This window comes from Arthrobacter agilis (genome assembly GCF_006494655.1).
In the GTDB taxonomy this organism is placed as follows: Bacteria; Actinomycetota; Actinomycetes; order Actinomycetales; family Micrococcaceae; genus Arthrobacter_D; species Arthrobacter_D agilis.
Genome location: NZ_VHIM01000002.1, coordinates 26,084 through 50,000 on the forward strand (window position 1 = coordinate 26,084; position 23,917 = coordinate 50,000).

Here is a 23,917-nt window from a genome sequence, read left to right on the forward strand (position 1 = left end):
TTTCGCACCAGCGGTTGGGAACTGGTAAAGTTTCTTGCTGTTGCCCCCCTAGCTCAGTGGTAGAGCGCGTTCTTGGTAAGAACGAGGTCACCGGATCGATTCCGGTGGGGGGCTCGCGAATGAGGGGCCCGTGACGATCACCAGGTCGGTGCGGGCAGTCTCATTTGGGGCGGTGTAGCTCAGCTGGTTAGAGCGCACGACTCATAATCGTGAGGTCCCGGGATCGAGTCCCGGCACCGCTACAAAAGAACCCCCCGGAGTCCTTCAGATTCCGGGGGGTTCTTTTGCGTTCGGCTCATGGATCCGTCTGCAGCTGGCGGAGTGATCCGAGTCCGATCCGGCGAAGCTGTTCTTCAGTCGGCAGCGCCCTGAGCGACAGCGGGAGCGTCCTGCGTGGAGCACGTCGACTGCGGGATGTCATCGAACCTCTGGTAGATCTTCCAGATATGGCCGGTGTCGGGGTCGGTGAGTGTGTCGGTGTGCATGAAACCGGATGCTTCCGGCTGCAACTGGCTGCCGATGGTGGTGCTGCCGTCGAGGACGACCAGTTGGAAGTAGTTGTCCTCCAATGCTCGCTGGTAAGCCTCAAGTCCCTGGAGGAGGACCTGCCCCTTGTCCTGGGGGTCATCGTAGAAGAACGAGCCTTCGTACGTCGAGGTCCACTGCCAGGGATCGGTCTTGTCGCCCAACGAGTAGGTCAGGGGTTCGGGCACCTCGACCAGCGAGCAAAGCTGTGGCATCGAATCGACCGCGAACTCGACCGTTTCATGGAGCGGCGACGTGTCGACCCAGACTGCGAAAAGCTTCTCGGACTGGATGAGCCCGCCCATGAGCGCGACGTAGCAAGCCACCACGACGAGCAGGACGGAGATGCGCCGCGCGGCCCGCACCAGGGCCGCCAGTAGGACGCCTGCCAGCGGCGCGCCGAAGATCATCCCCAACACGAGGTGTTTGTGCAGGGACACCGACTCACCCATCCAGATCTGGTAACCGGCGGCCGTCACCGTCCCTGCGAGCAGCAACATCGCCAGGATCGGCTGGCGGCGCATCAGGTAGATCCCACCGCCGAGCATGAGCGCGAATGCAATCCCAGCCCAGACTCCGACGTGGCTGACCAGAACCAAGACCGGCGTCTCGTCGACGATCGCGGCCCGGTCGGTGGTGGTCATCCGAAGACCGGCAAGCAGCGTCGAGGCCCATGTCAGCGCGGAACCGACCAAAAGCACAAGGGCAGTGAGTCCTGCGATCGCCCCGCGCGCCACCGCTCGGCCTCGTGTGGACCGCACGGCCCAACCGACGACCAGGGTGAGCAGCATCACGAACGGGACATCGATGGCGGAGGAGTATTTCAGCAGCACAGCCAGGGAGCACAGGGTCCCGATCACCACTCCCCATAGGGCTGAGCGGTTTCGTTTGCTCGACCAGATGCTGAGCGCCGTCGCCCAGGCGATGAGAGCGAAACTGGGCGCGTCGAACGTGGCGAAGTTCGACAGAAAAATAACAGGAGCTGACAGGGCGAAGATGAACGCGGAGAAGATGCCCGCAGTTCGCGGACGAGAATGGTGATCAAACAGCACATTGGTGCCCCAGTAGATCGCTACCGTCGCGCTGAGCATACAGACCATGGAGAACGAACGGGCCAGGGCCAGTCCGCCGAGCTGATTCAGGAATGCTGCCCACACGGGGTAGAGCATCGGCGCTCCCGAGAAGAATGCGTCGGGGTTGGTCGACACCACGACCTCCGGATCGATCCAGGACTGCATGATCCAGTCGCCGGTGTAGAGGTACAGCGCCTCGTCCTGAAAGGCCGTGTTGGTCAGCCGCAGTGCCGCTACCGCCTGGATCAGCAGAATCAGAGCGATTGGGATGTGGCGGATGTAGCGATCGGCCCCCGCACGTTTGGCCGGTGGTAGGAAGGATCCGGCCGCCGCTCGCCATGTCGGGCGGTAGTCGATGGTCGTGCTCACTGGGCTACCTCCGTCCTTCGTGCAGGCTCATGGGCGGCGGCTGCCGCCCGACCCCAGCCCATCGACAGCACCCCGACAGGGACGAACACATAGGCCGAGAGGGCGAAAAGGGCGATGGTGGCCCAGAACTGATCGATACCGAACCGATAGGCGCCCAATCCCAGTCCCATCAGCGTCATCGTCTGGGTGATCAGGATGTAGGGGCCCATGAAGGACCGCACACGCTGCCCGATGGGGACCTGCGCGGCAACGCTGCCGGTCGGCACCCACTCGGACACCAGCCCGCGGAACATGTCGGCAATGCAGAAGAGATGGGCGAAGCCGTAGAGGGTCTGGACGCGCAACACCTCCAGACGCCAGCGGCCCAACGAGACCGCCGGCAGTACGATCAGCCACAGAACCACTGCGCCCAGCAGTGGGAGGGAGTTCAGGGGAGTGACGTTCTGGCCGAACAGGAACGCCATGACCAACAAGGGAATCGGCGCGAGAAGCGCAACCGTTGCCGTGCTGATGTAGTAAAGGAAGCCGGCCCAGAAACTGACCCGCTGGCGAAGGGTCAATGAACCGCTGTTGTGGAAAGAGTTCGACGCCACAAGCGACATCGATCCCTCGCACCATCGGTATTGCTGGGCGATGAAGGAATCGACGTCCGTCGGCGACTGACCCCGTGAGACGAGCGTCGGCACGTACCTGAGCTGGTATCCCTGCTCCTGCATGTGCAGGCCCGTATAGACATCTTCGCTGTGACCGATCAGCGGAAAGCCGCCGATTGCATCCAGAGCCTCACGGCGATAGACCGCCGATGTACCCACGCAGATCGCTCCGCCTACGGCGTCGCGCGAGGGTTGGATGAACCGGTAGAAAAGTTCCTGTGTCGCGCCCGCGCACCGCTCCAACCAGGACATCGAGCGGTCGGTGGAGAAATGCTGCGGGCTTTGGACGATCCCGACCCTGGAATCATCCATGTAGGGCACGAGTTCCAGCAGGAAATCCGGCCGGGGCACGAAGTCCGCGTCGAAGATGACGACGTGATCGGAAGACGTGCCCTCGAACGCAGCCTGGAGGTTCCCGGCCTTCTTGAAGTCGCTGCCGGTGCGGGCTCTGTACTCGAAGCCGCTGCGCGTCGCGAGATCGCGAACCTCCTGGCGCGCGGCGTCATCAAGAACGTGCACCTCCAGCGTGCCCGGCCACACCAGATTCCGGATGTGATGAGCCGTATTGGAGAGGACCGCCAGGTCCTCCCCGCACGTGGGAAGGAAGACGTCGACGCTGGGTATCCGCGTGGGATTCCACAGGTCGACGGTGGACGCGTGGTCTGCCATCGACACGCGCCGACGAAAAGTCGAGGTCCACAGACTGAGGATCTGCTCGACGACAAGTAGAACCAATGGCAGCAGGAAGACCAGCGTCCAGTAGGACTGCGTCGCAAGACCGACGAAGCTGGCTGCCACCCCCGCCATGGCTCCGGCGGAAGCCCAAAAAACCCAACGATGCTGCGGCGTTCGCAGGTAGGAGTACTTCTCCTCGTCGTCGGGAGGGGTCAGCCAGTCGAAGCTCGTAGGGCTGAAAGCGTTAGTGAGGGGACGTGCGTCGCGGACTACTGCCGCGTCAGCTGAGCGACCCGTGCGCAGACTATTGATCAGGACCAATGCGTTTCCCTTGCGATTGATGGCCGTGGGGTCGCTGCCGAATCCCACGCCCGCGTCTGCCTCCTTCAGAAAGAGCGCATGCCCATTCGAGGAAAGTGGCTCACCGCATCGGGAGCAGCGCCGACGGCCGCTCGACGCAGTGGACTTCGTCGACGAAGTTGGCATGGGTCTTTTGGCTAGCAAGGTCATCCGAGATGACCGGCTTGATAACCAGGGAAAGGAGGGTGTGGTCCGAGCAGTCGGACCTCAATGCAATGATTGGCCAGCTTTCGGGCGTGCACACGAGTAAGCGGTACCCGATATCTGACGATTACTACTCAAAATTCCACTTGTTCAGCAGGACGATCACTGTCTCGTCAGCGCGCCGCACACGTGACGGATACCGCAGGCGCTCGTCGGTCGGGGTGTCGGCGGCGCCCGGTCAGTCAGCCCACGCCGACCGGCCGAGGGCGCCGGACGCCGGTTCGCTCCGGACGGCGCTACGGTGGCTCAATGGGAATACTCCGGCGGTGGACACGTGTAGCGGTGATCCTCCTGCTCGGCGCGACATCTGCCGTCGCCTGTTCCCCGCAGGACGATCCCCGGCCCTTCCCCGCCGGGGTGTCGTGGGACTATCAGCTCGGCGGGGCCTACGAGCCCGACGAGGGGGTGGGCGTCGTCGTGCGGAGCGTGGACAGTGGACCCGCGGAGGGGCTGTACTCGATCTGCTACGTCAACGCCTTCCAGAGCCAGCCGGGCGAGGCGGCCGGCTGGCTGACCGACGGGCTGGTCCTCGAGGTGGACGGCACCCCGATGGTGGATCCGGAGTGGCCGGACGAGTACCTGCTGGACACAGGGACCGCGGCCCGACGCCAGGCCATCGCTGCTCGGGCCGTCCGTGTCCTACGGACCTGCGCGGAGCAGGGGTTCGACGCCGTGGAGCTGGACAATCTCGACTCCTACCGGCGGTCGGAGGGCCGGCTCGCCCTCGCGGACAACGTAGCGCTGGCGGAGGTGCTGCTCCGGGAGTCTCACGCGCTCGGCCTACTCGTGGGCCAGAAGAACGCAGCCGAGGAGGCTGCCGGACTCGAGAGGGTCGGGTTCGACTTCGCGATCGCCGAGCAGTGCATCGAGTTCGCCGAGTGCGCCGCCTACACGGCGGTCTACGGCGATGCGGTGCTGGCGGTCGAGTACCCCGGACCGTCGGCGGACGATCCCTGCGCCGCCGGCGACCGACCGGCGTCGACCGTGGTGCGCGACCGTGAACTCCGCGCGGCGGGCGAGCCCGGCCACGTGTTCCGGACCTGCTGACGTCGACAGCGCCCGGACGTCAACTCCGGCGCATTGCCAGGAGGACCGCGTCGCTGATCGCGTGCTCATGCCCGTCAGCGCTCCGCTCCACCCGCGGACGGGATTCGCAGACGCGGATGTCCCACGAATCGTCCAGGAGGGCGGCGATCTCCGGCGCGGTGAAGAAGAGGTCGGCCTGGTGCGGCCGCCCCACCCCGGAGTGGAGGTCGGACGGATCGTGTGCCACGATCAGCAGCGTTCCGCCGACGGCCACGAGGGTCGCGAGCTCCGCGAAGACCTGTGAGCGTTGCGGCTCGGGCAGGTGCAGGAACTGGGCCGACACGAGGTCGAGGTCACGGGGCAGATCCGGCGCTGCGAGGAGGTCCACCTGCTTCCAGTGCAGGCGTGCAGCGACCGACGGATCGAGTTCCGCCGAGTGCGCATGCGCCCGCTCCAGAGCGACCTCGGACACATCGATCCCGAGAACGCTCCAGCCCTGTTCCGCGAGCCACGCAGCGTCCGCTCCCTCACCGCAGCCCACGTCGAGCGCCCTCCCGGGGGGCAGTCGGGCTGTCTCGGCGACGAGGTGCCGGTTGGGCTTCCCGCTCCAGATGCGGTTCCGCTGGCGGTAGCGGTCGTCCCAGAACTCCTGCGTGTATTCAACGAGCATGGTGCACTCCTTCGTCCGGCGTCGTCGTCAATGCCAACGTCGGCATCGGTGTCGGTGTGGTTGTGTCGGTTCCGGGAGCGGGCGTGACCGCCCCATCATGCAGCCCGAGGTGGCGCTTGCCAAGGACGCGCTCCGAGACCTCGGCCTCGCCCGCAGCGGAGAACGGTCCGCTGCGGCCTTCCACGGCCCAGGCCGTCTCCTCCTCGATCAGGTGGGCGTTGATCATCGCGCCCGCCATGGTGCCCTCCGCGGCCGCGACGATCACCTGCGCCGAGAGATTCGAGACATTGCCCGCGACGTACACGCCGGAGGCGGCCGTGGAACCCATGGGACCGGGTTCGATGAAGCTTCCCATTCCGGTGGGATGATCCTGCAGGTCGAGTCCGAGGCCCTCGAGCAGGCCGCCGCGCGCATTCATCCGCGTCCCGACCGCCAGCGCATCGCGGTCGATGTGTGCCCCGTCCTCGAGCGTGACGCCTGTCAGAACGCCGTCCGCCTGGTCCACGGACACCACCCTGCCGTCGACCACGCTGATGGAACGTGCGGCGAGTTTCTCCCACTCCTCCTCGGTCGGCTCCACCGTGTCGTGGAGGAAGAGCGTGATCTTCTCCGACCACTGCCGGAAGAGGAGGGCCTGGTGGACGGACAGGGGGCCCGTGCCGAGGATGCCGATCCGTTGCCCGCGGATCTCGTAGCCATGGCAGTAGGGGCAGTGCACGACGCCAGCGCCCCACTGTTCCCGCAAGCCGGTGATGGCGGGAAGTCCGTCCTCGAGCCCCGTGGCGAGGAGGAGCCGCCTGCCGGCCGCCGCGCGGCCGTCGCCGAGTTCCACCCCGAAGCCTTCGGCCGTCCGCCGGAGGCTGGTTGCCTCGCCGTCGAGGACGACGGCGCCGTACGCTTCCGCCTCCCCGCGCCCGGCTGCCAGGAGGGCGCGGGGGTCCATGCCCTCGCGTGTGAGGAATCCGTGCACGCCCCGGGCGGGGGCGTTGCGCGGCGCCCCGGCGTCGATGACGAGGACAGATCGCTGCGCGCGAGCCAGCGTGACGGCGGCGCTCAGGCCCGCTGGGCCGCCTCCGATGACGACGACGTCGTAGCGGGCAGGGAGGGTGCCGTCGGTGTGTGGCAAGGAAGTCTCCTTCGGGTAGCGGGTGTGTCTCCAGCATCGGCATGCCGGAGAATGTCCGCAAGTTAGTTTGCCGATATGGCAAGATGGGCTGATGATCTTCGAACTGGATGCCGTACTCGACGCGGTGGGCCCCCGGCTGCGAGCCCTCAGGACACAGCGCGACCTGACACTCGCCGAGGTGTCCGCGGCATCGGGTGTCTCGGTGAGCACCCTGTCCCGCCTGGAAGCCGGTCAGCGCCGGCCGAACCTGGAACTGCTGCTGCCCATCGCCCAGCTCTACGACGTCCCGCTCGACGATCTCGTCGGGGCGCCGCCCACCGGGGATCCGCGTATCCACCTGCGTCCCATCGAGCACCAGGGCCATACGGCGATCCCGCTGACGCGCCGGCCGGGGGGCGTGCAGGCCTTCAAGATGGTCCTCGCAGGTGATGCGCGCGGTACGGAGCCGGACCTGCAGGTCCACGAGGGCTATGAGTGGCTCTACGTCCTCAACGGTTCGTTGCGCCTGGTGCTGGGGGACAACGATTTCGTCCTCGGTCCGGGTGAGGCCGCCGAGTTCGACACCCATACACCCCACTGGTTCGCCAGCGCGGACGGGAAGACGGTGGAGTTCATCAGTCTGTTCGGCCGGCAGGGCGAACGCATGCACGTCAGGGCGCGCCCGCAGCGTGGAGGGCACTTCGGCGCGGGTCGGTAGAACGCCCCGCCCGGAGGCGCCAAGCAGCAGTCGGAACAGGAAATGCTCAGCTTGCTTATCACTTCGGGGGTTCCTAGGCTGGAGACCGTATGACAGCCAACGCTCTACGCAAGGGAGAACAGCATGCCCGCACATGACATCTCAGGCAAGAAAGTCGCATTCCTGCTGACGGACGGAGTGGAGCAGATCGAGCTCACCAGCCCGTGGAACGCCGTGAAGGAGGCGGGAGGCGTCCCCACGCTCGTGTCACCGAAAACGGGGACTTTGCAGGGCTTCGACGGCATGGACAAGGGCGAAACCTTCGACGTGGACCTCGCAGTCGCTGACGCAACTGCGGACGACTACGACGCCCTCGTCCTGCCGGGCGGCGTCGTCAACGCCGATTTCCTGCGAGTCGACGCCGACGCCCAGGCGTTCACCCGCGCCTTCTTCGAACAGCACAAGCCGGTGGCCTCGATCTGCCACGGACCCTGGTTGCTGATCGAGGCGGGTGTGGTCAAGGGCCGCGACCTGACGTCCTACCACACCCTCGCCACCGACTTGAAGAACGCAGGGGCCAACTGGAGCGACGAGGAGGTGGTGGTGGACCAGGGACTGGTCACGAGCCGCAACCCCGGTGACCTCGACGCCTTCAATGACAAGCTGCTCGAGGAGATCGCGGAAGGCCCGCACGAGGGCCAGACCGCCTGAGGAGTTCCTCCAGCAGGGATGCGGGGAACGGCGGCCGGATCGAGTCCGGTCGCCACTTCCTCGCGTCCGCAGCACCGCCTTCTTTCCGCCGGCTTCACCCTCTGGCCGGAACCACTCCCGATGAGACAGGATCAGGGCATGACCGACCTGCCCTTCCCCCTCCAGCCGATGCTCGCCAAGGCCGTCGATGCCGTACCGAACCAGGACAGCGTGCCGGGCGGGCTCGTCTACGAGCCGAAGTGGGACGGCTTTCGGGCGATCGTGCGCATCGACGGCGGAAGCTGCGAGATCGGCAGCCGCGGGTCGAAGATGCTCACCCGCTACTTCCCGGAACTCGTCGAGACCCTGCTCGAACATTTGCCGGAGCGGTGCGTGGTCGACGGGGAGATCATCGTCCGCCGGGGTGAACAGGGTGCCGAGCGCCTCGATTGGGAGGCCCTGTCCCAGCGCATCCATCCTGCCGAGAGCCGCGTCCGCCTGCTCGCGGGCAAGACGCCGTCGTCGTTCGTGGCCTTCGACCTCCTCGCGCTCGACCAGACGGATCTCACGGGCCTTCCCTTCCGGGAACGGCGCCGCACGCTCGAGGGCATCGGGGAATCGTTCGGCGGCCGGGTACATCTTTCCCAGATCACGCGGGACGTCGAGCTCGCCCGCCGCTGGCTCGTCGAGTTCGAAGGGGCGGGGCTCGACGGCGTCGTCGCGAAGCCGCTGGCGGCCGCATACGAACCCAACAAGCGCCGCATGCTGAAGATCAAGCACCACCGCAGCGCCGACACCGTGGTGCTCGGGTACCGCGTCCACAAATCGGGTCAGGGCATCGGTTCGCTCCTGCTCGGCCTGTACGACGTCGACGGTGAACTGCGGAACGTGGGCGGCATTTCCGCCTTCTCCACCAAGCGCAGGCTCGAACTCGTGGAGGAGCTGGAACCGGATGTGCTGCGGGATGACGACGGCGAGATCCAGCGGGGCGCCACGGAGCGCAGCCGGTTCGCCTCGGCAAAGGACGTCTCCTATGTCAGACTGCATCCGCGTCGGGTGGTCGAGGTGCGGTACGACCAGATGGAAGGTGACCGCTTCCGGCACACGGTCCAGTTCGAGCGCTGGCGGCCGGACCGCGAGGCACGCTCGTGCACCTTCGACCAGCTCGACCTCCCGGTTGCCTATGACCTCAGGAACGTGCTTGCCTGATCGTGTCGTCGGCGGTGGACCTAGGGTGGTCATGTGACCCCCACGTACCTGAGCAGCGGCGTGACCTGGCGCTCCTCCGGCCCGGTCCTGTCCCTGCACGCCGTTCAGGAGGACAGGGAGCCCGCCGACGCCCCTGCACCGGACCTGCCGCTCACACCCGGCGCGCGGGTCGCTTTCGAGGTCGCGGATGAAGGACGGTTCTGCCTCGGCTTCCATCGCGTGCACGGCCGCGACGACCGCACGTGGGTGCGCTGCGCGGACCAGGCCCCGGCGGAGAGAGGCTCCCCGTGCGGCCGATGCTTCGCGCAGGACGACGTCCGGTTCATGCACGACTTCCACCGTTCCGGGATCGCACCCGCGGGGCTGAAGCGCTATCTCGAGCAGCCGCACTGGTTGTACGTCGCGACCTTCGCCGACGGATCGACCAAGGTGGGCACCGCCTCCCATCCACGGAAGCACGCCCGCCTCGTGGAGCAGGGCGCCGTCGTGGCCCAGTTCGTGGCGTACGCCGCGGACGGACGGGTGGTGCGGGTCCTCGAGGACGGCGTGACCCGGGCTGTCGGTCTCCAGCAGGCCGTGAGATCCGGGGTCAAGGCGACCGCGCTGTGTGCACCGCTGGCGGCCGCACGGCTCGAGCACGTGAACGACGGTTTCGCCCTGGCGACGCGCGGCCTGCTCGAAGGTGGACTCGGCATCGACGGGTACGAGGTGGTGCGCGAGGAGTTCGAGCCGCCCGCGTCCTGGTCGGCCGTTCTCGGCCATGCGGCGCTCCAGCCCTATCCGCAGCCGCTGACCACAGGGCGGCACGGCTTCACGGTGCAGCACGTCCTCGGACCGTCGGCGCTGGTCGCCCTCGACGGCACGGATCTGCGCTTCATCGCCGACCTGGCTCAGCTGAAGGGCCGGCGTGTGCGCTTCGGAGCCTTCCGCACACCGATCCCGGCCGTGCAGGAATCCCTCTTCTGACCTGCCGCCGTCCTGTGGGGTGAGGTCAGCGGTAGAATCGGGTCATGCTGAACACGCCCTGGGAGACCGGCTCCGACCTCTATCGCAAGCTGGTGATCTCGGCCCTCGTGACCACGGCCCTCGGCATCCTCGTGGCGGTGGTCGGAGCGGTGACGGACCAGCGGACCCTGGTCTTCACGGCCATCCCGATCATCGTGGCCGGCATGGTATGCCATCTCGCCGGTATGGTCGTGAGGTCCCGCGACATGCGCCGTCGTCTGAAGGCACGGCGCTGACCCGGGCCGTCCTGACCCTCTGCTTTCGCCGTACCCCCGCCCCCTTCCATCGGAGGATTCATTGACCATCGACCCAGGCCTGCAGGGACGCAGCTATCCCGCAGGCGACAGCTACTCCGTGGGACGCGAGGCCATCCGTGATTTCGCCCGGGCCGTCAAGGCGACGCATCCGGCGCACTACGACGTCGCCGCCGCGGAGGCCCTCGGCCATGCCGATCTGGTGGCTCCGCCCACCTTCGCGATCATCGTGGCGCAGCGGGCGGACGCACAGCTGATCGGTGACCCGAGCGCCGGAATTGACTTCTCGCGCGTGGTCCACGCCGACCAGCGCTTCGTCCACCACCGCCCCATCGTCGCCGGCGACGAGCTGGTCGCCGAACTCCACGTGGACCAGGTCCGCGCGATGGGCGGCGGAGCCATGATCACCACACGCGCCGAGATCTCCACGGTCGACGGCGTACGCACCGCCACGACGACGTCGTCGCTGCTCGTTCGCGGAGAGGACCAGTGAGCATGACCGTAGAACTCGCCACCCTCGAGGTCGGGCTGCAGATCGGTACGCGCACCGTCGGGATCACGCGCCAGGACCTGGTCCGCTACGCGGGGGCGTCCGGCGATCTCAACCCCATCCACTGGAACCCGTCCTTCGCGGAGGGTGTCGGCCTCCCGGGAGTCATCGCGCACGGGATGTTCACCATGGGCGCCTCGGTCCAGCTGGTGACCGACTGGTGCGGGGATCCTGCCGCGATCCTCGACTACCAGACGCGCTTCACGAAGCCGGTGGTCGTCGAGGACACCACCGCGCAGCCGGGTGAACCGGGTGCCGTGGTCGAGGTGACCGGAGTGGTCGGGGCGATCGACACCGAGCGGTCGACGGCGCGGATCGATCTCACGGTCACGTCCGCCGGACAGAAGGTCCTCGTGAAGGCGCAGGCCGTGGTGAAGCTCGCATGACGGCGCCCGTCGCGGTGTCCGGCACGCCCCTCGCCGACCTGACGACCGCCCGCGTGGGGGGGCGGGCGCGCGAGCTCATCGAGGCGTCGACGGAGCAGGAGATCATTGCCGCGGTCCGCGCTGCCGACGCCGAGGGACGCCCGCTCCTCATCATCAGCGGGGGCTCCAACGTCCTCGTCGGCGACGACGGCTTCGACGGGACGGTTCTCCACATCACGTCGTCAGGTTTCACGGTGGACGACGACGACGCGAGCTGCGGCGGCGTCATGGTCACGGTGCAGGCCGGACACGACTGGGACGACCTCGTGAAGTACACCGTGATGCACGCGTTCTCCGGGCTCGAGGCACTCTCGGGGATCCCCGGGTCGACCGGCGCGACACCCGTCCAGAACGTCGGCGCCTACGGATCGGACGTGGCGCAGACCATCGCGACGGTGCGCACCTACGACCGCGAGACGGGCAGCATCAGGAGCTTCACCAATTTCGAGCTGGGATTCGGGTACCGCGACTCGCTGCTCAAGCGGAGCACAGTCGAGGGTTCCCCGCGCTACGTGGTCCTGACCGTCCAGTTCCAGCTCGGCCTCGGACGCATGAGCGCGCCCGTCCGCTACGCGGAACTGGCCAGGACGCTGGGGATCGAGGTCGGTGCGCGCGCCTACGCCACCGACGTGCGCCGCGCGGTCCTGACCCTGCGGGCAGGCAAGGGCATGGTCCTCGACGCACCCGACCCCGACACCTGGAGCACCGGGTCCTTCTTCACCAACCCGATCGTCTCCGAGGACGTGGCCGCCGGTCTTCCGGGGGATGCTCCGCGTTACCCGGCAGCCGGGGGCGGGCGCGTGAAGCTCAGCGCCGCCTGGCTGATCGAGCATGCCGGGTTCTCGAAGGGCTTCGGCCTCTCGGACGACGACGGTCATGCTGCCGCCGGCGGCCGCGCGTCCCTCTCCACCAAGCACACGCTGGCGGTGACGAACCGCGGCGGGGCGTCCACGTCGGATCTGCTGTCGGTGGCGCGACTCGTGCGCGACGGCGTGGACCAGCGATTCGGTATCCGGCTCGAGGCGGAGCCGTTGCTCGTCAACTGCTCGCTGTAGCCCGGGCGCGGGCCGTCACAGGGCGGGGGAGCGCCGCGCCTGTTCCGCCGCCGCCCGGGTGAGGACGACGTCGTTCCAGCTCTCCTCCCGCTGGACGAGCCGGCGTGAGCACAGCCACTGGGCGAGTCTCGAGGTAGCACTGATCTGGGCCAGGCGGTCGTGGAAGTCCGGCAGGAGCTGGGGCGGAGCCAGGAAGTCCGGTAGCGCATGCAGCAGTTCGGGCGCCCCCATGATCCGGGCGTAGGGCGTCCCGTCGTCGAACTGTCGCTCGAGGGCGAGCAGAGCCCGATCGGGCCGCCCCAGCCGTTCGGCCGCCACGTCCTCGAGGTAGGTCCGGAGGTGGCTCTGGACCCGCTCGTACCTGAGCAGGCTCTCCGGATGCCGGATGTGCCCGCTCGCGGCGAAGAAGCGCCGGAGGACGGTGTCTGCATTCATGGGGTCCATGCGCCCATGGTGCCGCCGCCCACCGACCTTTTCCCTGGCCCAGGGGGCAAGGACCGGGACTGTCGGGAAACTGTCCTCGGTTGTCGCTAGGATCGAGTGTTGACGTAGCGCGCCCGCCGGCCCGGCGGTGCGCGGGGGTAGAGCCGGGCGAGAAGGATCTGAGGGTGGACGAGCAGCAGGTCATACATCGGGAGGGGGGCGTTGCAGCCCTCCGGGACAGCGCGTTCGAGTCCTCGACCTCGGGCCTGGCGTTGATGGATCTCGATTTCGTCATTCTTGATGTCAATGCGATGTTTGCATCGTCCATGGGTATGCAACGGGACGAGCTCGTGGGACGCCAGGCGTTCGAGGTCTTCGTCGAGAATCCCCAGCAGAGCGACGACGCACCCGCCCGCGCGATGCGGCGCTCCCTCGAACGCGTCATCTCCACGGGACAGCGCGACGTCCTGCACGTCCATCGATACGACATCCCGCACCCCACGGAGGACGGTGTCTTCGTCGAACGGTACTGGAGTCCCGTCAACATCCCGGTTTTCCAGGACGGCGTGCTGGTCGCGCTCCTGCAGCAGGTGGAGGACGTGACGGATCATCGGGAGGACCTGGTCAGGATTCTCGAGTACCTGAAGGAGCCGTCGGCGGCGACTTCGGCAGAGGCCGGCCGCCGCTTCGTGCATTACGCGACGACGGCGATGGCGCACTCCAGCCTGTACCAGTCGGCGCAGCGGGAGGTGGAACAACTGCAGGAGGCGCTCATCTCGCGCGGCGTCATCGACCAGGCCAAAGGCATCCTCATGGGTCGGTACCGGTGCACCGGCGACGAGGCGTTCGATCGCCTCCGGAAGATGTCCAACGACAGCAACGTGCGGATCCACGACGTCGCGAGGGCTCTTGTCTACCAGGTGTCGCCGGCCACCGCAGAGGTGCCGGGTAACTAGAGGTTGCCGGTGGCGATCATGAGCATCCGGCGGAGCGGCTCGGCCGCGCCCCACAGCAGCTGGTCGCCGACCGTGAACGCGCTGATGTAGTCCGGCCCCATCTCGAGCTTGCGGATGCGCCCCACGGGCACGGTCAGCGACCCGGTGGCGGCGACCGGGGTCAGGGACGCCAGTGTGTCCGCCTTCGTGTTCGGGATGACCCGGACCCAGTCGTTGTCCGCCGCGATGATCGCCTCGATCTCGCTGACGGGCAGGTCCTCCGTCAGCTTCAGGGTCAGGGCCTGGGAGTGCGACCGCATGGCGCCCACGCGGACGCACAGTCCGTCGAACGGGATGCGGGATTCCGTGCCGAGGATCTTGTTGGTCTCCGCGCCCGCCTTCCACTCCTCGCGGGAGACGCCGTTGCCGAGGTCGCTGTCGATCCACGGGATGACGGAGCCGGCGAGCGGCACGCCGAACTGGGAGGCCTCCAGGCTCGGGTGTCGCTGCTTGGCGAGGATGGCCCGGTCGATGTCGAGGATGGCCGAGGCGGGGTCGTCCAGGTTCATCGCCACGGTCCCGTGCAGGTCGCCGAACTGCGTGAGGAGCTCGCGCATGTGCCGGGCGCCGCCGCCGGAGGCCGCCTGGTAGGTCATGGAGGTGCCCCATTCCACGAGGCCGTGGCGGAAGAGTCCGCCGAGGCCCATGAGCATGCAGGAGACCGTGCAGTTGCCGCCGACGAAGTCCCGCACGCCGTTGGCGAGGCCGGCGTCGATCGCCGACCGGTTGACCGGGTCGAGGACGATCACGCTGTCCTGCTCCATGCGCAGCGTCGAGGCGGCGTCGAGCCACAGCCCGGACCACCCGGCGTCGCGCAGCTTGGGGTACACCTCGGAGGTGTAGTCGCCGCCCTGAGCCGTCACGATGATCGGGAGGGTGGCGAGGGTCTCGATGTCGTAGGCGTCCTGGAGCGGGCCCGCGCCGTCGGCGAAGGTCGGCGCCGCTCCGCCGGCCGCGGAGGTCGAGAAGAAGACGGGGTTGATCCGGGCGAAGTCGCCCTCGTCCTGGAGCCGCTGCATGAGGACCGAACCCACCATGCCGCGCCACCCGACGAATCCGACGGTCGGCAGGGGGGAACTCTCGGGTGCTGAAGTCATGCCGTCCAGTTTAGGCGGGCGGGGCGGGGGCGCCCGCTTTATGACCCGGAGGGCATCTACTCCTGCTTCGTCCAGAGGCTGATCCGGTACCGCGGGCCCTTCGACGACTCCAGCCAGCCGGACTCCGGGGTCAGCGCGGCGAGCGACCACTCGGCGCCGAGGGCGGGCGCCAAGGTGTCACCCTCGACCGCGGATTCGACGACGGTGACGAGGGCGGCGTTGGCGTGGGCCATGCCGTCGGCGTAGACGCGACCCCCACCGATGATCCAGATCTCCCCGGCACCGGGACTGTCGGCAGCCAGGGCCAGCGCGGTCTCAAGCGAGGGGACGACCACGGCGCCCGGCAACTCGCCGGCCGAGCGGGAGATGACGATGTTCGTGCGGTCGGGCAGGGGCCGGAACCGTTCGGGGAACGATTCCCAGGTACGGCGCCCCATGATGACGGGATGCCCGGTGGTCGTCGCCCGGAAGTGCGCCAGGTCCTCGGGCACATGCCAGGGGATGCCGCCGTCCTTCCCGATCACGCCGTCCTCGGTCTGGGCCCAGATCATGCCCACCACCGGCCGGGAGCCGACGGCGTCCGGGACGCTCAGGGTCCTGGGCGACGGCGTCGGCGCCGGCTCGCGCGCGGTGCTCATACCGCCACCGGTGCCTTGATGGTGGGATGGTGCCGGTAGTCGAGCACGGCGAAGTCCTCCAGGGTGTAGTCGAAGATGCTCGCCGGTTTCCGGGTCAGCTCGACCCGGGGGTACGGGTACGGCTCGCGGGAGAGCTGCTCGGCGACCTGCTCCACGTGGTTGTCGTACACGTGCACGTCGCCGCCCGTCCAGATGAATTCCCCGGGCTCGAGGCCGGTCTGCTGAGCCACCATCAGGGTCAGCAGGGCGTAGGACGCGATGTTGAAGGGGACTCCCAGGAACGTGTCCGCCGAGCGCTGGTACAGCTGGCAGGAGAGCCTCCCCGGGGCGCCGTCGACGCCGGGAGTCACGTAGAACTGGAAGAACACGTGGCACGGTGGCAGGGCCATGTCCTTGATCTCGGAGACGTTCCACGCCGAGACGAGGTGCCGGCGGGAATCGGGGTTGGTCCTCAGCGCCTCGACCACCTGGGCGATCTGGTCGATGTGCCCGCCGTCGGGCGTGGGCCACGAGCGCCACTGGACTCCGTAGACAGGGCCGAGTTCGCCGTCGTCGTCCGCCCACTCGTTCCAGATGGACACGCCGCGCTCCTGGAGCCAGCGCACGTTCGAGTCGCCGCGCAGGAACCACAGCAGTTCGAGCGCCACGGACTTGAAGTGGACCCGCTTGGTGGTGATCAGGGGGAAGGACGTGGCGAGGTCGAAGCGCAGCTGCCGGCCGAAGACACTGCGCGTGCCGGTCCCTGTCCTGTCGCTCTTCGCTGCACCGTTGGCCATGACGTCGCGCAGCAGGTCCTCGTACGGAGTGGGGATGGTAGTGCTCACCCGGCCAGTCTAATTCGCCGCGGTCCGGGACGGAGTCGGCGACGGGGTCGACGTGGGGGGCGGCGCCGGAGGCGAGGCGGGCCCCGACACCTGCACGTCGTCGAGATAGGCCCGCCGGACGAGCGTCACCAGCTCGTCCACCGGGACGCCGTCGGCCCTCGCGCGAGCCGCGGCGAGGGCGACGGCGGCGGTGAGGTCCGGGGGCGCCGGACCGCGTGGCGGCGCGGGCCGGACGGTGGTCCCGCGCCGTCCGTGCCCCTCGACCACCCCTGCGGCTTCGAGCTCACGGTAGGCGCGGGCCACCGTGCCGGCCGCGACGCCGAGATCGGCGGCGAGGCTTCGGACCGTCGGCAGGCGCGCGCCGGGCAGCAGCACGCCGCTGCGGACGAGCCCGGCGATCCCGGCGCGGATCTGCTCGAACGGCGGGACCGGGGAGGAGAGATCCAGCCGGAGGTCGGCACTCACGGCGCGGCGCCCGTCGATGGCGCCGGCTGGGCCGTGCGGAACCTCCGGCCGGGCAGGACGGCGAGGAGGACGGCACCGAGCATCAGCGTCAGGATCAGGGCGGCGAACTCGCCCTGGTCCGCGGGGTACGGCCCGGTGGCCGTCCGGTCGCCGACCGCCGCGGCCAGCGCGTACCGGTTGTCCGAGACGAGGAACGCCGCGAGCGCGAGCATGGCCGACTGGAGCATCAGGAGGGCGCGGCGGATAGACGCCGCCCGCAGCCGGCGATCGTCCTCCACGACGGCCTCCCTGATCGCCGGACGGAAGGCCCCGAGGAGCAGCACGAGCAGGGACACGCCGAGCACGAGGGCGTAGGCGGCCGTCCAGAACGGCAGCTCGGCCGACGCACCCGGCAGCGTCGCGATCCAACCGCCCAGCCACGCCACGCCGGCCACGGTGACGCACGTCGGCACCGCGACGAGCAGGAGCGAGGCGGGAAGGCGGCGCGCGATGCTCCAGTGCAGCTGGGGTTTCTCGCCGTGGTTCTGTGCGAGGAACAGCTCGGCGCACAGCTGCGCGACCTGGAAGAGCACGTAGGCCGCACAGAGCACCACGAGGTTCAGGAGCCCTCCGATCGGCGCGCCGATCGTGAGGAGGAGGGGAACCATGCCGAGGGCCCAGGCGGCGTACCCGAGCCGACGGCCGCTGAGCGTCACGAGAACAGCTCTGCGCAGGGAACCCTCGGGGGCGAGGAGCGGCGCATCCACCTGCCGGTCCACCTCCGCGGGCTCGAAGCGTGGACGCGCGGCGAGCACCACGACGACGGTGGCGAACCACAGGACGGCCAGGACGAACCGTGCCGTACCCCAGGACGCGTCCGTCTGCCCGAGTGCGGCGAACTCGAGGCACCCGTTTAGGACACTGGTGGTGACCAGGGCGATGGTGCGGAGCAGGCGGTTGATGAACACGCGGCGCATGATGCTGTCCTCGACGTGGGTCAGCGTCCCGACCCGTGGCCGGGCCACGATCACGACGAGTGCGAAGAGTGTGCCGAGGAGGAGCAGCAGGTAGGCCGTGCCCGAGACGAGGGCGAAGTAGTACCCGGGCACGCGCGCGACGAGCGTCATGGCGGCGTCCTGGCCGGCGCCGGGTTCGCGGTCGATCGCGGGGAGACCCGCGGTGGTCGCGATGGACGCGGCGGCCAGGAGCGCGAGGACCCCGGTGAACACGCAGAGGCGTACCGGGAGGTAGTCCCGGAGTCGCCGCACCGCGAGGTCGACGACCCGCACGTCGCTCCTGCGCCTCGGGCCCGTGTACTGCGCGAGGACGTAGACGCCCACCAGGGCGAGGAACGGTCCGGCGGCCTGCGCGAGGTCCTGCAGCACTCGCGGCTCGGCGATCCGGGAGGCCTGGTCAGCCGTCCAGTACCCGCTGAGGAACGCGAACGGCGTTTGCCCGAGCACGCCTCCGGCGAGGAGCGCGAGCAGCGCGGCCCACATCCCGTGCCGGCGGGCCAGCCGCAGCGGCGGCGCATCAGGATCGCCGCTGCGGTGCGCGAGCCACAGGATGCGGGCGATCACGATGGTGCTCACGAGCAGATTGACCGCGGCGGCCTCGATGTACGTCATGCTGGTCCCCCATCTGTTTGTATCAAGTGTTTGATACAAAGACGGAGACGTCAAGCTCCTGGTTCAGTCGTCGTACGCCCTGAACTGCTCCACCGAGACGATCCGCCCGTGGTGCGTGCTGCTGACATGGCAGATCACGGCTTCACCAGGGGCGAGGTATGGATCATCCACGGGAAGCCCGCGACGCAGTGAGCTGGTCATGTGGTTCGCAAGGACCGAGAACACCAGGGGGAGCACGGGCCGGTGCGTGCAGAGCGCCACCGACCGGCGCTTGTCGAAGACGCGCTCGACGGCGGTGCGTGCGCGGCCGGGCTTCCGGGTGGCGTCGTGCTCCGTCAGGGCGTCCACGAGCTTCAGCTTCGCGCTGCGCTGCGTCACGTAGGGGGAGACGGTCTGCACGCACCGCACCCACGGGCTGCTGACCACGCGCTCGGGGCTCCAGGCCTGCAGCAGGCGGCTCACGGCGACGGCCTGCCGACGGCCCGTCGCGGCGAGCGGACGCTCACCCTCCGCCCTGCTCCAGGAGGATCTCGGCTTCGCCTTTGCGTGGCGCACCACGATCAGCGGCCACGTCTGCAGGTCCTTCGCCGCGTGGGCGCGGACGAGGGCGTCGAGGGGCTCGACGTCGGACGGATTGCTCAGGAGCTCGCGTGCCCGCTCCGGCGGGACCCACTGCGTGCGGTCCACCTCCTTGCCGTCGGGCACCGGGACGAGGCGTTCCGTCCGGGACGCCCAGTAGTGCACCACCTTCCGGCCCGACGCCACCGGGTAGGTGATGACAGCGAGGGGGATGCCGAGTGTGACGCTCAGGCCCACTTCCTCGAAGGTCTCGCGGATCGCGCACTCGGGCGTGGTCTCGCCGGGGTCCAGCTTGCCCTTGGGCCAGGACCAGTCCCCGTACCGCGGCCGGTGGATGATCAGGACCTCGAGGGCGCCCTTCTCCATGCGCCAGCAGAGGGTGCCGGCAGCGATCACCGGGGCACGTCCGCCCTCGGTGCCGGTGGGAGCGGCGTCTTTGGTGGGCGATGCCATCAGCGGCGCGATACCGCACGCTGGCGGGCACGGGACGCGAGCAGCCACGACTGGATGTCCTCGAGCGCCGCGCCGTCGTCGTCCTTGTGGTGACGGGTCCAGCACCCCGTCTCGTCGAGATGCCAGCTGGAGACGCCGGGGTTCATGTACCGGTCCATGAGGTTCATGAGGTAGGAGATGTCCTCGGCCGCGCTCAGCTGGACGAGTGCTTCCACCCGGCGGTCGAGGTTGCGGTGCATCATGTCCGCGGAGCCGATGAAGACGGCGGGGTCGCCACCGTTCGCGAACGCGAACACGCGGGAGTGCTCGAGGAACCGACCGAGCACCGAGCGCACCGTCACGTTCTCGCTGAGCCCCGGGACGCCGGGGCGGACCGAGCAGATGCCCCGGACGATCACGTCGACCTGGACGCCGGCCTGCGAGGCCCGGTAGAGCGAATCGATGATCGCCTCGTCCACCATCGAGTTGACCTTGATGACCACGCGCGCGGCGAGACCGGCCTGCTTGTTGGCGATCTCCCGCTCGATGCGGTCGATCAACCCGGAGCGCACGGAGCGCGGCGCGACGAGCAGCCGCTTGAACGTCGACTTCGGAGCGTACCCGGAGAGCTGGTTGAACAGGCGGGAGAGATCCTGGCCCACCTGCTCGTTCGCGGTGAGCAGGCCGAGGTCCTCGTAGTACCGTGCCGTGCGGGGGTGGTAGTTGCCGGTGCCGATGTGGCAGTAGCGCCGCAGCCCGTCGATCTCCTGGCGCACCACGAGCGAGAGCTTGCAGTGCGTCTTGAGGCCCACGATTCCGTAGACCACGTGCACGCCGGCCTGCTCGAGCTTCCGGGCCCAGGAGATGTTCGCCTGCTCGTCGAAGCGGGCCTTGATCTCCACGAGGGCCAGGACCTGCTTGCCGGCCTCGGCGGCGTCGATCAGGGCGTCGACGATCGGGGAGTCACCCGAGGTGCGGTACAGCGTCTGCTTGATGGCCTGCACCTTCGGGTCCGCGGCCGCCTGCTCCAGGAACGCCTGGACCGACGTCGAGAAGGAGTCGTAGGGGTGGTGCAGCAGGATGTCCCGGCGGCGCATGGCGGCGAAGACGTTCGCGGCCTTCGAGGTCTCGCTCTCATTGAGGTAGCGGCTCGTGTGCGGCACGTGCTTCGGGTAGTGCAGGTCGCCGCGATCGATCCCGGCGATGACGCTGAGCCCGCGGAGGTCCAGGGGGGCGGGGAGGTTGTAGACCTCGTCCTCCTCGACGCCGAGCTCGCGCGAGAGCAGCGCGCGGATGCTCGGGTTGATGTCGGTGGTGACTTCCAGGCGCACGGGTGGGCCGAAGCGGCGGCGCAGCAGCTCCTTCTCGAGGGCCTGCAGGAGGTTCTCGGCGTCGTCCTCCTCCACCTCGAGATCCTCGTTGCGGGTGACACGGAAGAGGTGGTGCTCCAGCACCTCCATGCCGGGGAACAGCTGGTCCAGGTGGACGGCGATGACTTCCTCGAGCGGGATGAATCGGGCGATGCGCCCGGCGACGTTGCCCGCCCGGGGTCCGTCCACCGACATGAGGCGCGGCAGCTGGTCGGGCACCTTGACGCGCGCGAAGAGCTCTTTCTCGCTGACGGGGTTGCGGACCACGACGGCGAGGTTCAGGGAGAGACCCGAGATGTAGGGGAAGGGGTGCGCCGGGTCGACCGCGAGGGGCGTCAGGATCGGGAAGACCTTCTCCGCGAACATCTTGTGCAGATCGGCGCGCGCCGGCTCGTCGAGTTCCTCCCAGGTGGTGAGGTGGATCTGCTCGTCCGCGAGCGCAGGCCGGATGTGGTCGGCGAAGACGGCCGCGTGGCGCTGCTGCAGCTGGTACCCGTCCTGCATGATCTTCTCGAGCTGCTCGATGGGGCTCAGGCCGGCGGCCGAGGGGACGGCGAGTCCCGTGGCGATGCGGCGCTTCAGGCCGGCGACGCGGACCATGAAGAACTCGTCGAGGTTGGACGCGAAGATGGAGAGGAAATTAACGCGCTCCAGGAGGAAGAGGTCCGGATCCTCCGCGAGTTCGAGGACGCGCGCATTGAAGTCGAGCCAGCTGATCTCACGGTCCAGGAACCGGTCCGGGCGGATCTCCCCGGACGGCAGGAGGCTGGGCGCGAACTCGGGGATGTCGATGCGATCCTGGGTGGCCCGTGCAGGAGCGGTCTCGGACGAGCCGTAGAGCGACGCACCCCGGCGTGTGATCTGTGAATCCATGGCGTCTCCTGCAGCGTGGGCGGGCATCGTCTCGTACCCGGCGCAGAGCAGCCGGGTACGTCTCGAAATTACCTTACAAGGTGGGGTGCGCCGCCTCGCCCGCGTACATGACGTCCACGTCCCAGCGCGTGAAACCCAGCCTGCGGTACAGCGCGACGGCGGCCGTGTTGTCCGCATCGACGTACAGCATGATGGCCTGCAGCCCCTTCCCGTGGAGGTATTCGATCCCGGCGATCGTCAGGGCCTTCCCGAGACCCATGCCCTGGGCCTCCGGAGCGACACCGACCACGTACACCTCGCCCATCGCCGCATGCCCTCTGGCGGCCGGGTGCACCTTCGTCCAGTGGAAGCCGAGGAGGGCCCCGTCGGCCTCTCGCACGGCGAGCAGGAAGCCGTCCGCGTCGAACCAGTCCTCGTCCATGCGCGCCTCGAGGTCGTCGCGTGTGGTGGCCCCCTGCTCGGGGTGGTGGACGAAGGCGGCGGCGTTGGCGGCGAGCCAGGCCTCCTCGTCCTGCCCGCGCACGAAGGACCGCAGGAGGACGCCCTCGGGCAGCTCGAGGGCCGGAACCGATTCCTCGACGGCGGCGCGTGTCAGCCGCATGCGCCACAGTTCCCGTACGGGTGCGAAGCCGAAGCGGGCTGCGAGGACGGCGGCGGCGGCGTGGTTGCCGTGGGACCAGCCCCGCAGATCCGTGATGCCCTCGGCGAGGACGGCGTCGATCAGCGCGGTGCCCACTCCTTCACCCCGGCAGTCGGGGGCGACGACGAGCTCGAGGACGGGGGCCTCACCGGAGCCGCTCGTGATCACGGCGACGCCGGAGAGGTTGCTGTCCGTCTCACCCGCGGATCGGGCGGTGAACACGAGCAGGCGCTCGCCGACGTCCCTGGCGCGCAGGGTGACGAGGGTCTGCTCGGACAGGGGAGGATTGCCGTCCGCCTCGGAGGCCGCGCCGGCGAGGCGGCGCACCTCCTCGAGGACCTCGGCCGCCGGAGCGCCGGCGATCCTGTCGACGGACCAGGTGGGTATCTGCTGCGCGGCGGTCATGCGCCCAGCCTAGCCCTGCCCGCCGAACGCCGGTTTGCCCGTCGGCGGGCCGTGCGGTAACGTCGTGATCTGCTCGAGGGGGATGCACCAGTGGGGTGCCCGCGATACGTTCGACCCGTATGTCCTCCACCAAGGTTCCGCTTGCGGGACACACGAAAGCCCCTTCCACCCGGCGGTGGAAGGGGCTTTCGTGTGTCCCGCAAGCGGAACGCTCAGGCGTCCTGGTTGACCGAACTGCGGTCCTCGGGCAGGCGCGTGAGCGTGAAGCGGTAGCCGACGTTGCGCACCGTGCCGATCAGCTGTTCGTGATCGGCGCCCAGTTTGGCCCGGAGGCGCCGCACGTGGACGTCGACGGTCCGGGTTCCTCCGTAGTAGTCGTAGCCCCAGACCTCGTGCAGGAGCTGGTCGCGGGTGAACACGCGTCCGGGATGCTGGGCGAGGTACTTCAGGAGCTCGAACTCCTTGTAGGTCAGGTTCAACGGCTCCCCGCCGACCCTTGCCGTGTAGCTCGCTTCGTCGATGACCACACCCGAGGCGTGGATCTCGGAGCTGGCTTCCTCACCGGCCGCCGCCGATCGCGCGATCACGAGCCGAAGGCGTGCCTCCACCTCCGCGGGCCCGGCGGTGTCGAGCACGACGTCGTCCGCGAGCCAGTTCGCCGCCACGGCCGCCATGCCGCCCTCGGTCAGGACGAGGACCAGAGGGGCACTGAGCCCCGTGGCCTTGAGCAACTGGGTGAGGGACCGTGCGCCCACGAGGTCCTTGCGGGCATCCACGAGGACCACGTCGCAGGGTTCGGTCTCGAGGAGTGCGGTGGGCTCGGCGGCGAGGATGTGCACCCGGTGGTTGAGCAGTTCGAGCGCCGGCAGGATCTCCACGGACGAACCTGTGGTGTTGGTCAGCATCAGGATGTGCGGCATGAGTCCTCCACGGGTCGGGAATGCGCATCATCGGGCAGCGGCGCCCCGCTCCTGGAACAGGCCGGGGTCAATCGAGATTTCGTCAAGTATAGCGGCAGGGCTGT

At 68.5% G+C, this 23,917-nt stretch carries 24 protein-coding genes and 2 tRNA genes; 12 read left to right on the forward strand and 14 right to left on the reverse strand.

From position 1 onward, the window contains the following. Positions 1–42: 42 nt before the first annotated feature. Positions 43–114 (forward strand) — tRNA-Thr (locus FJV46_RS02900). A 54-nt stretch (positions 115–168) separates the two neighbouring features. Next, positions 169–242, forward strand: a tRNA-Met gene (locus tag FJV46_RS02905). A 111-nt stretch (positions 243–353) separates the two neighbouring features. On the opposite strand, the gene FJV46_RS02910 is transcribed toward FJV46_RS02905, so the two are convergent. Together FJV46_RS02910 and FJV46_RS02915 are read right to left on the reverse strand one after the other, a co-directional pair. Further along, entirely contained in the window at positions 354–1,967 is a 1,614-nt protein-coding gene (locus FJV46_RS02910; RefSeq protein WP_087030213.1) for an ArnT family glycosyltransferase, read from the reverse strand. Further along, positions 1,964–3,664 carry a glycosyltransferase family 2 protein gene (locus FJV46_RS02915; RefSeq protein ID WP_158250105.1) on the reverse strand — a complete coding sequence of 567 codons (1,701 nt, stop codon included), beginning with the start codon at positions 3,662–3,664 and terminating at the stop codon, positions 1,964–1,966. Before FJV46_RS02915 ends, FJV46_RS02910 begins: the two co-directional genes overlap by 4 nt. Positions 3,665–4,108: 444 nt before the next feature. Between FJV46_RS02915 and FJV46_RS02920 the strand changes: the two genes are divergently transcribed. Continuing rightward, positions 4,109–4,906, forward strand: a complete 798-nt coding sequence (locus FJV46_RS02920; RefSeq protein WP_197715694.1) for an endo alpha-1,4 polygalactosaminidase — start codon at positions 4,109–4,111, stop codon at positions 4,904–4,906. Between the two features lie 19 nt (positions 4,907–4,925). Here the strand turns inward: FJV46_RS02920 and FJV46_RS02925 are convergent, their stop codons facing one another. After that, positions 4,926–5,555 (reverse strand): class I SAM-dependent methyltransferase, encoded by a 630-nt coding sequence (locus tag FJV46_RS02925; RefSeq protein ID WP_087030209.1) that lies wholly within the window; start codon positions 5,553–5,555, stop codon positions 4,926–4,928. Then, complete coding sequence (locus tag FJV46_RS02930; RefSeq protein ID WP_087030206.1) at positions 5,545–6,681, reverse strand: NAD(P)/FAD-dependent oxidoreductase; 1,137 nt, start codon at positions 6,679–6,681, stop codon at positions 5,545–5,547. The genes FJV46_RS02925 and FJV46_RS02930 overlap by 11 nt, the downstream gene beginning before the upstream one ends. A 91-nt stretch (positions 6,682–6,772) precedes the next feature. Between FJV46_RS02930 and FJV46_RS02935 the strand changes: the two genes are divergently transcribed. From FJV46_RS02935 to FJV46_RS02970, 8 genes are all read left to right on the forward strand, one after another. Beyond that, positions 6,773–7,378, forward strand: coding sequence for a helix-turn-helix domain-containing protein (locus tag FJV46_RS02935; RefSeq protein WP_087030203.1), 606 nt, complete (start codon positions 6,773–6,775; stop codon positions 7,376–7,378). Positions 7,379–7,501: 123 nt separating this feature from the next. Beyond that, on the forward strand, positions 7,502–8,068 hold the full coding sequence (locus tag FJV46_RS02940; protein ID WP_087030201.1) for a type 1 glutamine amidotransferase domain-containing protein: 567 nt from the start codon (positions 7,502–7,504) through the stop codon (positions 8,066–8,068). Positions 8,069–8,206: 138 nt separating this feature from the next. Next, positions 8,207–9,256 (forward strand): ATP-dependent DNA ligase, encoded by a 1,050-nt coding sequence (locus FJV46_RS02945; protein WP_087030198.1) that lies wholly within the window; start codon positions 8,207–8,209, stop codon positions 9,254–9,256. Between the two features lie 33 nt (positions 9,257–9,289). Continuing rightward, positions 9,290–10,222: a DUF2797 domain-containing protein gene (locus FJV46_RS02950; protein WP_232008465.1), complete on the forward strand. Its 933-nt coding sequence runs from the start codon at positions 9,290–9,292 to the stop codon at positions 10,220–10,222. Positions 10,223–10,266: 44 nt separating this feature from the next. Beyond that, on the forward strand, positions 10,267–10,497 hold the full coding sequence (locus FJV46_RS02955) for a hypothetical protein (RefSeq protein ID WP_087030196.1): 231 nt from the start codon (positions 10,267–10,269) through the stop codon (positions 10,495–10,497). A gap of 61 nt (positions 10,498–10,558) precedes the next feature. After that, on the forward strand, positions 10,559–11,008 hold the full coding sequence (locus FJV46_RS02960) for an FAS1-like dehydratase domain-containing protein (protein ID WP_087030193.1): 450 nt from the start codon (positions 10,559–10,561) through the stop codon (positions 11,006–11,008). Positions 11,009–11,010: 2 nt separating this feature from the next. Then, entirely contained in the window at positions 11,011–11,451 is a 441-nt protein-coding gene (locus FJV46_RS02965; RefSeq protein ID WP_087030191.1) for a MaoC family dehydratase, read from the forward strand. After that, positions 11,448–12,545 carry a UDP-N-acetylmuramate dehydrogenase gene (locus FJV46_RS02970; protein WP_232008464.1) on the forward strand — a complete coding sequence of 366 codons (1,098 nt, stop codon included), beginning with the start codon at positions 11,448–11,450 and terminating at the stop codon, positions 12,543–12,545. Before FJV46_RS02965 ends, FJV46_RS02970 begins: the two co-directional genes overlap by 4 nt. Before the next feature lie 15 nt (positions 12,546–12,560). Here the strand turns inward: FJV46_RS02970 and FJV46_RS02975 are convergent, their stop codons facing one another. Beyond that, the gene (locus tag FJV46_RS02975; RefSeq protein ID WP_087030188.1) at positions 12,561–12,980 is read right to left on the reverse strand and encodes a hypothetical protein; all 420 of its coding nucleotides are present in this window, start codon (positions 12,978–12,980) and stop codon (positions 12,561–12,563) included. Between the two features lie 173 nt (positions 12,981–13,153). On the opposite strand from FJV46_RS02975, the gene FJV46_RS02980 reads away from it, so the two are divergent. After that, complete coding sequence (locus FJV46_RS02980; RefSeq protein WP_087030186.1) at positions 13,154–13,924, forward strand: ANTAR domain-containing protein; 771 nt, start codon at positions 13,154–13,156, stop codon at positions 13,922–13,924. On the opposite strand, the gene asd is transcribed toward FJV46_RS02980, so the two are convergent. The 9 genes from asd to FJV46_RS03025 form a co-directional block, all read right to left on the reverse strand. Further along, on the reverse strand, positions 13,921–15,060 hold the full coding sequence (gene asd / locus FJV46_RS02985; RefSeq protein ID WP_087030183.1) for an aspartate-semialdehyde dehydrogenase: 1,140 nt from the start codon (positions 15,058–15,060) through the stop codon (positions 13,921–13,923). The two genes, FJV46_RS02980 and asd, sit on opposite strands and share 4 nt — an antisense overlap. 56 nt (positions 15,061–15,116) lie before the next feature. After that, positions 15,117–15,698: a dihydrofolate reductase gene (locus FJV46_RS02990; protein ID WP_087030180.1), complete on the reverse strand. Its 582-nt coding sequence runs from the start codon at positions 15,696–15,698 to the stop codon at positions 15,117–15,119. Further along, a complete protein-coding gene (locus FJV46_RS02995; protein WP_232008707.1) occupies positions 15,695–16,474 on the reverse strand; it encodes a thymidylate synthase in 780 nt (259 codons plus the stop codon). Before FJV46_RS02995 ends, FJV46_RS02990 begins: the two co-directional genes overlap by 4 nt. A gap of 57 nt (positions 16,475–16,531) precedes the next feature. Next, positions 16,532–16,987 carry a GntR family transcriptional regulator gene (locus tag FJV46_RS03000; RefSeq protein WP_087030175.1) on the reverse strand — a complete coding sequence of 152 codons (456 nt, stop codon included), beginning with the start codon at positions 16,985–16,987 and terminating at the stop codon, positions 16,532–16,534. Continuing rightward, positions 16,984–18,594, reverse strand: a complete 1,611-nt coding sequence (locus tag FJV46_RS03005; RefSeq protein ID WP_087030172.1) for a hypothetical protein — start codon at positions 18,592–18,594, stop codon at positions 16,984–16,986. The genes FJV46_RS03000 and FJV46_RS03005 overlap by 4 nt, the downstream gene beginning before the upstream one ends. A gap of 63 nt (positions 18,595–18,657) precedes the next feature. Then, on the reverse strand, positions 18,658–19,626 hold the full coding sequence (locus tag FJV46_RS03010; RefSeq protein WP_087030415.1) for an NUDIX hydrolase: 969 nt from the start codon (positions 19,624–19,626) through the stop codon (positions 18,658–18,660). After that, positions 19,626–21,848, reverse strand: a complete 2,223-nt coding sequence (locus FJV46_RS03015) for an RNA degradosome polyphosphate kinase (RefSeq protein ID WP_179195226.1) — start codon at positions 21,846–21,848, stop codon at positions 19,626–19,628. The genes FJV46_RS03010 and FJV46_RS03015 overlap by 1 nt, the downstream gene beginning before the upstream one ends. Positions 21,849–21,921: 73 nt before the next feature. Beyond that, positions 21,922–22,893: a mycothiol synthase gene (mshD, locus tag FJV46_RS03020; RefSeq protein ID WP_087030167.1), complete on the reverse strand. Its 972-nt coding sequence runs from the start codon at positions 22,891–22,893 to the stop codon at positions 21,922–21,924. A 212-nt stretch (positions 22,894–23,105) separates the two neighbouring features. Then, on the reverse strand, positions 23,106–23,813 hold the full coding sequence (locus FJV46_RS03025) for a winged helix-turn-helix transcriptional regulator (RefSeq protein ID WP_087030165.1): 708 nt from the start codon (positions 23,811–23,813) through the stop codon (positions 23,106–23,108). Positions 23,814–23,917 lie beyond the last annotated feature (104 nt).